The organism is Streptomyces virginiae, from assembly GCF_041432505.1.
Taxonomy (GTDB): domain Bacteria; phylum Actinomycetota; class Actinomycetes; order Streptomycetales; family Streptomycetaceae; genus Streptomyces; species Streptomyces virginiae_A.
On sequence record NZ_CP107871.1, the window covers coordinates 3,320,070 to 3,331,728 of the forward strand.

The 11,659-nt window shown below is 71.9% G+C and carries 7 protein-coding genes and 1 pseudogene; 5 read left to right on the top strand and 3 right to left on the bottom strand.

Features of this window, described 5'->3' with window-relative positions; genetic code table 11:
* Positions 1-87: 87 nt before the first annotated feature.
* Positions 88-2,355 (top strand): heavy metal translocating P-type ATPase, encoded by a 2,268-nt coding sequence (locus tag OG624_RS15550; RefSeq protein ID WP_033222321.1) that lies wholly within the window; start codon positions 88-90, stop codon positions 2,353-2,355.
* A 391-nt stretch (positions 2,356-2,746) separates the two neighbouring features.
* On the opposite strand, the gene OG624_RS15555 is transcribed toward OG624_RS15550, so the two are convergent.
* Entirely contained in the window at positions 2,747-4,036 is a 1,290-nt protein-coding gene (locus OG624_RS15555) for a citrate synthase (protein ID WP_030716028.1), read from the bottom strand.
* A gap of 182 nt (positions 4,037-4,218) precedes the next feature.
* Complete coding sequence (gene recD2 / locus OG624_RS15560) at positions 4,219-6,477, bottom strand: SF1B family DNA helicase RecD2 (RefSeq protein ID WP_051763426.1); 2,259 nt, start codon at positions 6,475-6,477, stop codon at positions 4,219-4,221.
* A gap of 265 nt (positions 6,478-6,742) precedes the next feature.
* On the opposite strand from recD2, the gene OG624_RS15565 reads away from it, so the two are divergent.
* Together OG624_RS15565 and OG624_RS15570 are read left to right on the top strand one after the other, a co-directional pair.
* A complete protein-coding gene (locus OG624_RS15565) occupies positions 6,743-7,306 on the top strand; it encodes a DUF937 domain-containing protein (RefSeq protein WP_033222325.1) in 564 nt (187 codons plus the stop codon).
* Positions 7,307-7,363: 57 nt separating this feature from the next.
* Positions 7,364-7,876, top strand: a pseudogene (locus OG624_RS15570) (GNAT family N-acetyltransferase); the annotation flags it as partial.
* On the opposite strand, the gene OG624_RS15575 reads toward OG624_RS15570, so the two are convergent.
* Entirely contained in the window at positions 7,782-8,762 is a 981-nt protein-coding gene (locus OG624_RS15575) for an EamA family transporter (protein WP_051763428.1), read from the bottom strand. The pseudogene OG624_RS15570 and the gene OG624_RS15575 overlap by 95 nt on opposite strands.
* 100 nt (positions 8,763-8,862) lie before the next feature.
* Here OG624_RS15575 and OG624_RS15580 point away from each other — a divergent pair, with 100 nt between their 5' ends.
* The gene (locus OG624_RS15580) at positions 8,863-9,771 is read left to right on the top strand and encodes a LysR family transcriptional regulator (RefSeq protein ID WP_371639505.1); all 909 of its coding nucleotides are present in this window, start codon (positions 8,863-8,865) and stop codon (positions 9,769-9,771) included.
* 116 nt (positions 9,772-9,887) lie between these two features.
* A complete protein-coding gene (locus tag OG624_RS15585) occupies positions 9,888-11,645 on the top strand; it encodes a glycoside hydrolase family 3 protein (protein WP_051763438.1) in 1,758 nt (585 codons plus the stop codon).
* The last annotated feature ends 14 nt before the right edge of the window (positions 11,646-11,659 follow it).

Consider the following 11,659-nt stretch of genomic DNA (forward strand, 5'->3'; position numbering starts at 1 on the left):
CGCGGCAGCCCCGCGGGACCCCGCCGGGCCGTGCCGGCCAGCTCATACTGGTCCCGTACGGCCCGGCCATCCCCCTGGAGCCGGAACATGAGCAGCAGCACAGTGCACGACGGACCGATAACGGCGGTCGAACTCTCGATCGGCGGGATGACCTGCGCCTCCTGCGCCGCCCGCATCGAGAAGAAGCTCAACCGGATGGACGGCGTCGAGGCTTCGGTGAACTACGCCACCGAGAAGGCCCACGTCTCCTACACCGGTGACGTGCGGGTCGCCGACCTGATCGCGACCGTCGTCAAGACCGGCTACACCGCCGAGGAGCCTCCGCCGCCGCCCACCCCGGAAGCCGCCGAAGAGGTACGCGGCGAAGCCGGGGCCGAAACCCCCGACCCGGTGCTCGCCGCGCTGCGGCAGCGCCTGCTGGTCTCCGTCGCGCTCGCCCTGCCCGTGATCCTGCTCGCGATGATCCCGGCCCTCCAGTTCGACAACTGGCAGTGGCTCTCCCTGACCCTCGCGGCCCCCGTCGTCATCTGGGGCGGATACCCCTTCCACAAGGCCGCCTGGACCAACGCCCGGCACGGCGCCGCCACCATGGACACCCTGGTCTCGGTCGGCACGCTGGCCGCCTTCACCTGGTCGCTGTGGGCCCTGTTCTTCGGCCACGCGGGCATGCCCGGCATGCGCCACGGCTTCGACCTCACCATCTCCCGCACCGACGGCTCCTCCGCCATCTACCTGGAGGTCGCGGCCGGCGTCGTCTCCTTCATCCTGCTCGGCCGCTACCTGGAGGCCCGTTCCAAGCGGAAGGCGGGCGCCGCCCTCAAGGCCCTCCTGGAGCTGGGCGCCAAGGACGTCGTCGTCCTGCGCGCGGGCCAGGAGGTGCGGATCCCGGTGAGCGCGCTCACGGTCTGCGACCGGTTCGTCGTCCGCCCCGGCGAGAAGATCGCCACCGACGGCACCGTCCTCGAGGGCGGCTCCGCCGTGGACGCCTCCATGCTGACCGGCGAATCCGTCCCGGTCGACGTCGTCGTGGGCGACTCCGTCACCGGAGCCACCGTCAACATCTCCGGACGCCTGGTCGTCGAGGCCACCCGGATCGGCGCCGACACCCAGCTCGCCCGGATGGCGAAGATGGTGGAGGACGCACAGAACGGCAAGGCCGAGGTGCAGCGCCTCGCCGACCAGATCTCCGGGATCTTCGTACCCGTCGTCCTGGTGCTCGCCCTCGGCACCTGGATCACCTGGCTGCTGATCACCGACGACCCCACCGCCGCCTTCACCGCCGCCGTGGCCGTCCTGATCATCGCCTGCCCGTGCGCCCTGGGCCTGGCCACCCCGACCGCGCTGATGGTCGGCACCGGGCGGGGCGCACAGCTCGGCATCCTGATCAAGGGCCCCGAGGTCCTGGAATCCACCCGCCGCGTGGACACCGTCGTCCTCGACAAGACCGGCACCGTCACCACCGGCCGGATGACCCTCGCCGACGTCTTCACCGCCGAGGGCGTCGACGAGCGCGAACTCCTGCGCCTGGCCGGATCCCTGGAGCACGCCTCGGAGCACCCGATCGCCCGGGCCGTCGCCACCGGGGCGGCGGAGCGGGCCGGCTCCCTACCGGTTCCGGAGTCGTTCGAGAACGTCGCCGGGCTCGGCGTCCAGGGCGTGGTCGACGGACACGCCGTCCTGGTGGGCCGCGAACGCCTGCTGGCCGACTGGTCGATCGAGCTGCCGGCCGCCCTCGCCGAGGCCAAGGCGGCCGCCGAGGCCGCGGGCAGCACCGCCGTCCTGGTGGCCTGGGACGGCGCGGCGCGCGGGGTCCTGACCGTGGCCGACGCGATCAAGGAGACCAGTGCCGAGGCGGTCTCCCGGCTGCGGGCGCTCGGCCTCACCCCGGTCCTGCTGACGGGTGACAACAAGGCCGTCGCCACGACGGTGGCCCGTGAGGTGGGCATCGACGAGGTGATCGCCGAGGTCCTCCCGCAGGACAAGGTGGACGTCGTACGCCGCCTGCAGGCCGAGGGCCGTACGGTCGCGATGGTCGGCGACGGGGTCAACGACGCGGCCGCGCTGGCCCAGGCGGACCTCGGGCTGGCCATGGGCACCGGCACGGACGCGGCCATCGAGGCGGGCGACCTGACCCTCGTACGGGGCGACCTGCGGGTCGCGGCCGACGCGATCCGGCTCTCGCGCCGGACCCTGGCCACGATCAAGGGCAACCTGTTCTGGGCCTTCGGCTACAACGTGGCGGCCCTGCCGCTGGCGGCCGCCGGTCTGCTCAACCCGATGATCGCGGGGGCCGCGATGGCCTTCTCCTCGGTCTTCGTGGTGACCAACAGCCTCCGGTTGCGGTCCTTCCGCTAGTGGCCCCCCTCCCCACGGTCCGCACACTTTCTTCACAGGAGACGCAGATCACAGTGACCGCAACGTAACCATCCGGGGTCGTCGCGGGTCTAATGGGGCGATACCAAGAACGTCTTGGGGGACGTTTCACGGAAGCCTGGGGGGTTTCCGTGGGTATCAGCCGGCCGGGACACGTACCCGCGGGAGGCTTTGAGCGGCCCTCCCGGACGAACGGGTCCCGGCACACCGACGCCCCGACTCGGGTCCCGTGGGGGGAATCCGTTTCGGGGAAAAGGGAAGCGCCCCGACCGTCGACCCGTGGGGGGATCGACGGCGGGGCGCTTCTCACATGCTCAGGGTTACCGGTGGTGCGCTCCGCGCGGCCGCACGCCGCGCGGAGGAAAGCCTCGGGTCAGCGGGCTTCCACGGGAACGAAGTCGCGCAGGACCTCGCCCGTGTAGATCTGGCGCGGGCGACCGATGCGGGAACCCGGCTCCTTGATCATCTCGTGCCACTGGGCGATCCAGCCGGGAAGGCGGCCGAGCGCGAAGAGCACGGTGAACATCTCGGTGGGGAAGCCCATCGCCCGGTAGATCAGACCGGTGTAGAAGTCCACGTTCGGGTAGAGGTTGCGCTCGACGAAGTAGTCGTCGGCCAGCGCGTGCTCTTCCAGCTTGAGCGCGATGTCGAGCAGCTCGTCGCTCTTGCCGAGCGCCGAGAGGACATCGTGGGCCGCCGCCTTGATGATCTTCGCGCGGGGGTCGAAGCTCTTGTAGACACGGTGTCCGAAGCCCATGAGGCGGACGCCGTCCTCCTTGTTCTTCACCTTGCGGATGAAGGCGTCGACGTCGCCGCCGTCGTTCTTGATGCCTTCCAGCATCTCGAGGACGGACTGGTTGGCGCCACCGTGCAGCGGACCCCACAGGGCCGAGATGCCGGCGGAGATCGAGGCGAACATGTTCGCCTGCGAGGAGCCGACCAGACGCACGGTGGACGTGGAGCAGTTCTGCTCGTGGTCCGCGTGCAGGATCAGCAGCTTGTCGAGCGCGGAGACCACGACCGGGTCCAGGTCGTACTCCTGGGCCGGCACGGAGAAGGTCATGCGCAGGAAGTTCTCGACGTAGCCGAGGTCGTTGCGCGGGTAGACCACCGGGTGGCCGACCGACTTCTTGTACGCGTAGGCCGCGATCGTCGGGAGCTTGGCCAGCAGCCGGATCGTCGAGAGGTTGCGCTGCGTCTCGTCGAACGGGTTGTGGCTGTCCTGGTAGAACGTCGACAGCGCGCTGACCACGGAGGACAGCATCGCCATCGGGTGCGCGTCACGCGGGAAGCCGTCGTAGAAGCGCTTCACGTCCTCGTGCAGCAGCGTGTGCTGGGTGATGTCGTTGCGGAACGACGCGAGCTGGTCGACGGTCGGCAGCTCGCCGTTGATCAGCAGGTACGCGACCTCGATGAAGGTCGAGCGCTCGGCGAGCTGCTCGATCGGGTAACCGCGGTAGCGCAGGATGCCCTGCTCACCGTCGAGGTAGGTGATCGCGGACTTGTAGGCCGCGGTGTTGCCGTACCCACTGTCCAAGGTGACGAGCCCGGTCTGGGCCCGCAGCTTCGAGATGTCGAAGCCCTGGTCACCGACGGTGCTTTCGACCACCGGGTAGGTGTATTCACCGTCCGCGTACCGGAGTACTACAGAGTTGTCGCTCACGTCATCCCTCACCGACGTAGTGCCTCTTCTTCGAGGTGCCCTGACTTCCTCTACCTTCCCCCATTTGGCGCAGGAGAGTGCACTCGGGGTCGGCCTTTGGTGCTCCTGGCGGCACTGAGTGCCGCCAACCTCCTCATCCTGCCCCCTCCGCACCGGTGCCGGAACCCCAAATGATCGATCATCTAGGTGATGTTTCCCACCGGTATCCGGCCGGACAGCCTGGCAGCGACCGCCGTGTACCTCCTGCCTGCGGAAACGGTACGCACCGCCTGCCCGAGGGCCTTGCGGGACCCGACGAGGACGACCAGTTTCTTCGCCCTGGTCACCGCCGTGTAGAGCAAGTTGCGCTGGAGCATCATCCAGGCCCCGGTGGTGACGGGGATCACCACCGCCGGATATTCACTCCCCTGTGAACGGTGAATGGTGACGGCGTACGCGTGGGCCAGCTCGTCGAGCTCACCGAATTCGTACACGATCTCCTCATCCTCCTCCGTCCGTACCGTCAGGCGCTGTTCGTCCACGTCCAGGCCGGTGACCACGCCGACCGTGCCGTTGAAGACCCCGTTGGCGCCCTTCTCGTAGTTGTTCCGGATCTGGGTCACCTTGTCGCCCACCCGGAAGACCCGGCCGCCGAACCTCTTCTCCGGCAGGTCGGGCCGGGCCGGGGTCATCGCCTGCTGGAGCAGTCCGTTGAGGTTCCCGGCGCCGGCCGGGCCGCGGTGCATGGGGGCGAGCACCTGGACGTCCCGCCGCGGGTCGAGCCCGAATCTGGCCGGAATCCTTCGGGCCGCCACGTCCACGGCCAACACCCCGGCCGCCTCGGTGTCCTCCTCCGGGAAGAGGAAGAAGTCCGGCAGCCCGTCGGTGATCGGCGGCAGGCCGGTGTTGATCCGGTGGGCGTTGGTGACCACGCCGGACTGCTGGGCCTGCCGGAAGATCCGGGTCAGCCGCACCGCGGGCACCGGGCCGTCCTCGGCCAACAGGTCCCGCAGCACCTCCCCGGCGCCGACCGAGGGCAGTTGGTCCACATCGCCGACCAGCAGCAGGTGCGCCCCCGGCGCGACCGCCTTGACCAGCTTGTTGGCCAGCAGCAGGTCCAGCATCGAGGCCTCGTCCACCACGACCAGGTCCGCGTCCAGGGGCCGGTCCCGGTCGTACGCCGCGTCCCCGCCCGGTTTGAGCTCCAGCAGCCGGTGCACGGTGGAGGCCTCGGCCCCGGTGAGCTCGGCCAGCCGCTTCGCCGCCCGGCCGGTGGGCGCGGCCAGCACCACCTTCGCCTTCTTCGCCCGGGCCAGCTCGACGATGGAGCGCACGGTGAAGGACTTGCCGCAGCCCGGCCCGCCCGTGAGGACGGCGACCCGGCGGGTCAGCGCCAGCTTGACCGCGTCCCGCTGCTCGGGGGCGAGCGTGGCCCCCGTCCGCCCGGCGAGCCAGCCCAGGGCCTTCTCCCAGTCCACGTCCTGGAAGCCCGGCATCCGGTCGTCCTCGGCGTGCAGCAGCCGGCGTACCTGCCCCACCAGGGACAGCTCGGCCCGGTGGAAGGGCACCAGGTACACGGCCGTCAGCGGGTCCGGCCCGCCCTGCGGATCCGGTACGGACTCCCGTACGACCCCTTCCGGATCGGCGGCGAGCTCCGCCAGGCAGTCGATCACCAGCCCGGTGTCCACCTGGAGCAGCTTGACCCCGTCGGCGATCAGCCGGTCCTCGGGGAGGAAACAGTGCCCCTGGTCGGTGGACTGGGACAGGGCGTACTGGAGCCCGGCCTTGACCCGCTCGGGGCTGTCGTGCGGAATGCCGACGGCCTGGGCGATGCGGTCGGCGGTGAGGAAGCCGATGCCCCACACGTCGGCGGCGAGCCGGTACGGCTGGTTCTTCACCACGGAGATGGAGGCGTCGGCGTACTTCTTGTAGATGCGCACGGCGATGGAGGTGGAGACGCCGACGCCTTGGAGGAAGACCATGACCTCCTTGATGGCCTTCTGCTCCTCCCAGGCGGCGCCGATCAGCTTGGTCCGCTTGGGGCCGAGCCCGGGCACCTCGATCAGCCGCTTCGGCTCCCCCTCGATGACGTCGAGGGTGTCGGTGCCGAAGTGCTCCACGATCCGCTCGGCGATCTTCGGGCCGATGCCCTTGATCAGGCCGGAGCCGAGGTAGCGACGGATGCCCTGGATGGTCGCCGGGAGCACCGTCCGGTAGTTCTCCACGGTGAATTGCTTGCCGTACTGCGGGTGGGAGCCCCAGCGGCCCTCCATGCGCAGGGACTCGCCGGGCTGCGCGCCCAGCAGCGCCCCGACCACCGTGAGCAGGTCGCCGCCGCCGCGACCGGTGTCCACGCGGGCGACCGTGTACCCGCTCTCCTCGTTGGCGTAGGTGATGCGTTCGAGCACGCCGTCGACCACCGCCAGTTGCACCGCCCGCGGCGCCCCCTCTGCTGCTGCCATGACCCGAAGCTACCGGGTGGCGCCGACAGCGCGCCGGGCCTGTGGACAACGCAAAGGGGGTCCCGCCTCGCGGCCGGACCCCCTCACGGTTACCCCTCCCGTGTCGGACTTCCCGATCCCCCCAGATCCCTCCCCGGAAGTGCCGACGCACCATACGACCCGCCATACGCCCGCAGGGTTGCACCCGGAGCCACAGCTTTATGTTTCCGTTACCAAATGCCTACTCAAGGTGCCGGCGAATCGGCACAGAAGTAGCGTTTCCGGCATGAGCGAATCTTCATTCCAGGACGACGTGCTGGGCGAACTCGGCGACGAGAAGCTCACCGAGATCGCAGGCCTGCTCGGCACGGACACCACCGGCGCCCGGGAGACCGTCGCGGAGACCGTCGGCGCGATGACCGGCGACCTCCGGGAGAAGGCCGACGCCGACGACGCCGACGGCGTGGAGGTGCGCCAGGCCATCGCCGAGGTGGCCGATGCCGAGCCGCCGCCGGCGGGCGTGGCCACCTTCGGTGGCCTCGGCGGCCTGCTCAGCGGCGGAATGATGGCCGGGGTGCTGGCCAAGGTGAGCAAGCCCGTGGCCGCGGCCCTCTCGAAGCGGACCGGCATCCCCGCGGCCACCATCAGCCGGGTCATCGAGATGCTGATCCCGGTCGTCCTGGCCGTCCTCGCCAAGCGCGCCTCCGGCAAAGCGGCGGGCGCCGGGGCCGCGGGCGCCCCCGGCGCCGCACCCGGAACGACCCCCGGCACGACCCCCGGAGCGAGCGGCGGAGCGGGCGGCGGCCTCGGGGACCTGCTCGGCGAGATCCTCGGCGGTGGCAAGAAATAGCCGGCAGGAAAGAGCCTCCTCGGGGGCCCCACCGCCCAGCCCTCCCCCTAGAGTTGGCCCATGGCTGAGAGCGTGCGGCTCCGCGACCCGGAACCGGGTGACCTGGGGTGGATCGTGCAGCGCCACGGCGCGCTGTACGCCGCCGAGTACGGCTGGAACAGCGACTTCGAGGGTCTGGTCGCCCGGATCGTCGCGGACTTCGCCCAGGACCACGACCCCTACCTCGAACGGGTGTGGATCGCGGAGCTGGACGGCCGGCCCGTCGGCTCGGTGATGTGCGTACGGGAGGAGGGCGCGCCCGGCACCGCCCGACTGCGGCTGCTCCTGGTCGATCCGCAGGGCCGCGGCCAGGGCGTCGGCACCCTCCTGGTCGACACCGTCGTGGCCTTCGCCCGCTCGGTCGGCTACCGCGAACTGGTGCTGTGGACCAACGACGTGCTGACCGACGCCCGCGAGCTCTACCTGAAGGCCGGGTTCACCCTGATCGCGGAGCGGCCGCACCGCTCGTACGGGGTGAGCCTGACGGGACAGGACTGGCGGCTGCCGCTGCAGGAGACCCGGCCGCACTGATCCCGGCCGGTGACGGCGCCCGCCGCGCCGCCCGCGCCGGGGCCGGCGAGGCCAGCGCCACCCCGCCGACCAGCAGGACGGCCGCCAGCCAGCGCAGCCCCGAGACGGACTCCCCGAGGACCAGGGCCGCCGAGGACATCCCGAAGACCGGGACCAGCAGCGAGAACGGGGCCACCGCGGAGGCCGGGTAGCGGCGCAGCAGGTAGCTCCAGGCGGCGAAGCCGAAGACGGTGGACACCCAGGCGACGTAGCCGATGACGGCCACCCCGGACCAGTCCAGGGCCCGCAGCGCGGCCAGGTCCCGCTCCGGGCCCTCCAGCAGCAGCGAGAGCGCGAGCAGCGGCAGGACCGGGACCGTGCACACCCACACCATGAAGTTCAGGGCGTCGGGCGGGGCGGCCTTGCGGGTCAGCACGTTGGAGACGCCCCAACACGCGGCGGCGGCCACGACCAGCGTGAAGCCGAGCACCGGCCCGGAGGTCCCGCCGTCCACCGCGGCGACCGCGATCCCGGCGAGCGCGACGGTCATCCCGAGCACCCGCACCCGGCCCGGCCGTTCGCGCAGCAGGACGGCGGCGAGGACGGCGGTGAAGACGGACTGGATCTGCAGCACGAGCGAGGACAGCCCGGCGGGCATACCGGCGTCCATCCCGGTGAAGAGCAGGCCGAACTTGGCCACGCCGAGGGCGATCCCGACGCCGACGATCCACTTCCAGGCGACCTTGGGCCGACCGACGAAGAACACGGCGGGCAGGGCGGCGACGAGGAAGCGCAGGGCGGACAGCAGCAGGGGCGGGAAGTGGTCGAGGCCGATCTCGATGACCACGAAGTTGAAGCCCCAGACAGCCGCGACGAGCACGGCGAGGGCGGTGTGTACGGGACGCATGCTTCGAGCATCGACCGCCCGACCATGTAGCACCAGCGCGGATGTCTTCAGCGATGGATGAAGCATTGCTTACGGATATGCGGGGTGTGACGATGGAGGCATGCTCGATCTCGCCCGGCTCCGCGCCCTGCACGCCGTCTCCGTCCACGGCTCGGTCGCCGGTGCGGCGGCCGCCCTCGGCTATACCCCCTCGGCGGTCTCCCAGCAGATCTCCAAGCTGGAACGGGAGACCCGCACCACCTTGCTGGAGCGGCGTGGGCGCGGGGTCGCGCTCACCGAGGAGGCCCGCCATCTCGCCGACGCCGCGCAGGAGTTGCTGGCGATCGTGGAGCGCACCGAGACCACCTTGGAGGAGCGGCGCGGGCAGCCCGGCGGGCTGCTGACGGTGGCCGCGTTCGCCTCGGCGGCGCGCGGACTGCTGCCACAGGTGCTGGCCGATCTGGCCCGCCGCCATCCGGCCCTGGACGTCCGCCTCACCGAGGTGGACCCGCACCTGTCCGTGGAACTGGTGGCCCGGGGGGTCACCGACCTGGCGGTGGCCCACGACTGGGACATCGCCCCGCTGCCCGCGCCCGAGGGGATCGAGCAGGCGGTGATCGGGGACGACCTCTGCGACCTGGTGGTGCCGGCCGGGCATCCCTTCACCACGCGCCGGGTCATCCGGCGCTCCGACCTCGGCGGCGAGCGCTGGGTCTGCCAGCCTCCCGGCCGGGTCTGCCACGACTGGCTGATACGGACCCTGCGCACGGCCGGGTTCGAGCCGGACATCGCGCACGTCGCGGAGGAGAACCACACCATCGTCGCGCTGGTCGCGGCCGGGCTCGGGGTGGCCGTCGTCCCCCGGCTGGGCACCGGCGCGCTGCCGCCGGGGGCCGTGGCCGTACCGCTGGAGCCGGGCCCCGTACGCCGGTTGTACGCCTTGTGGCGGACCGGGGCGGCTCGACGCCCCGCGATCACCGAGGCCGTACGGAGCCTTCAGGACCACTGGGCGGACCGCCAAGAGGCCTAGGCCGTCTCTTCCGGGGGACCTTCCGAGTGTCCGTCACTCCTGGGGCGTACCCCGGCAGTAGGGTCCGGCGCGTGCCGTACCACGCCTCGCGCCGGAACCTGCTCGCCGCGGCCGCCATGGTCGCCGTCACGGCCGCCGGGGCGGCTTCCGCCGCGGTGGGCCCCCGCCCCCACCACACCCCCGACGACGCGCGGCCCCCGAGCCGCCGCCCCGGCCGGGCGCGGCTGCGCGCCCTCCTGGACCGGATGAGCCTCGACGAGAAGATCGGGCAGCTCTTCGTCTCCCGGGCCTACGGGCATTCGGCCACCGATCCCGATCCGGCGGACGCCGAACAGAACCTGGCCGCCTTCGGCGTGCGCACCGCCGCCGAAGTGGTCTCCCGCTACCACCTCGGCGGGGTCATCTACTTCGCCTGGGCCCACAACACCCGCGACCCGCGGCAGATCGCCGCGCTCTCGGTCGGGCTCCAGCAGACCGCCCTGACCGCCGGTGCCCGGATCCCCCTTCTGCTCTCCACCGACCAGGAGCACGGCGCCGTCGCCCGGATCGGCAAGCCCGCGACCCTGCTCCCGGGGGCGATGGCGCTCGGCGCGGCCGGCTCCACCGCCCACGCCCGGCGGGCCGCGCACATCGCGGGCTCCGAGCTGGCCGCCATGGGCATCCGGCAGGACTACGCGCCGGTGGCCGACGTGAACGTCAATCCGGCCAATCCGGTGATCGGCGTACGGTCCTTCGGCTCCGACCCGCGGGCCGTGGCGGAGCTGGTCGCCGCCCAGGTCCGTGGCTACCAGGGGGCCGGCATCGCCGCCACCGCCAAGCATTTCCCGGGCCACGGGGACACCGAGACCGACAGCCATGTCGGGCTGCCGGTGATGCGGCACACCCGGGCCGCCTGGGAGGAGACGGACGAGCCGCCCTTCCGGGCCGCGGTGGAGGCGGGCGTGGACGCCATCATGACGGCGCACATCGTCTTCCCCGCGCTCGATCCCTCGGGGGACCCGGCGACCCTCTCCCGGCCGATCGTCACCGGTCTGCTGCGCGAACGCCTCGGCTTCGAGGGGGTGGTGGTCACCGACGCCCTGGACATGGCCGGGGTCCGCCAGAAGTACGGGAACGACCGCGTGCCCGTCCTGGCCCTGCTGGCGGGCTGCGACCAACTGCTGAACGCACCGGACCTGGCGCTCGCGCAGCGCAGCGTGCGGGCGGCCGTCGAGTCGGGCGAGCTGACGGAGGCACGCGTCGAGGAGTCGGTGCTGCGGATCCTGGAACTGAAGGCCCGCCGGGGCCTGTTCGACGAGGCCTACACCACGGGCCGGGACGTGGAGGCCGTCGTGGGCGCGCAGGAGCATCTCGACGCCGCCGACGCGATCGCGGCGGCCACGACGACCCTGCTGGCCAACCCCCGCGGGCTGGTCCCGTTCGATGCGACCGCCGGGCCACGCCTGCTGGTCACCGGGACGGACCCGGTCTCCCCCACGGGTACCACCGGCCCCCCTACGGCCGTACTGGCCCGGGAACTGACCGCCCTGGGCTGCCGGGCCACGGCGGTGCCGCCGGCCCGCGCCGTGGCCGCCGCGGCCGGTCACGCGGCCGTGCTGGTGTGCACGTACAACGTCCCGGAGGGGACGAGTCCGCAGCGCACGCTGGTGACGGACCTGATCGCGACCGGTGTCCCGGTCGTTACCCTGGCCGTCCGCAACCCGTACGACCCGGCCCGGCTGCCGACCTGCGCGGCGGAGCTGGCGACGTACGCGTGGACGGACGTGGAGATGCGGGCGGCGGCCCGGGTGCTCACCGGGGCGCTGCGGCCCTCCGGCCGCCTTCCCGTCCCGGTGCCGGGCCGCTACCCGCTGGGCCACGGGCTGACGCGCTGATCTCTCAGGCGCCC

Bases quoted from the DNA above. Each gene is read 5' to 3' on its own strand.
- OG624_RS15585 (WP_051763438.1), top strand. From the start codon at position 9,888: ATGGTCGCCGTCACGGCCGCCGGGGCGGCTTCCGCCGCGGTGGGCCCC.
- OG624_RS15565 (WP_033222325.1), top strand. From the start codon at position 6,743: ATGAGCGAATCTTCATTCCAGGACGACGTGCTGGGCGAACTCGGCGAC.
- OG624_RS15575 (WP_051763428.1), bottom strand. From the start codon at position 8,762: ATGCGTCCCGTACACACCGCCCTCGCCGTGCTCGTCGCGGCTGTCTGG.
- OG624_RS15550 (WP_033222321.1), top strand. From the start codon at position 88: ATGAGCAGCAGCACAGTGCACGACGGACCGATAACGGCGGTCGAACTC.
- recD2 (WP_051763426.1), bottom strand. From the start codon at position 6,477: ATGGCAGCAGCAGAGGGGGCGCCGCGGGCGGTGCAACTGGCGGTGGTC.
- OG624_RS15580 (WP_371639505.1), top strand. From the start codon at position 8,863: ATGCTCGATCTCGCCCGGCTCCGCGCCCTGCACGCCGTCTCCGTCCAC.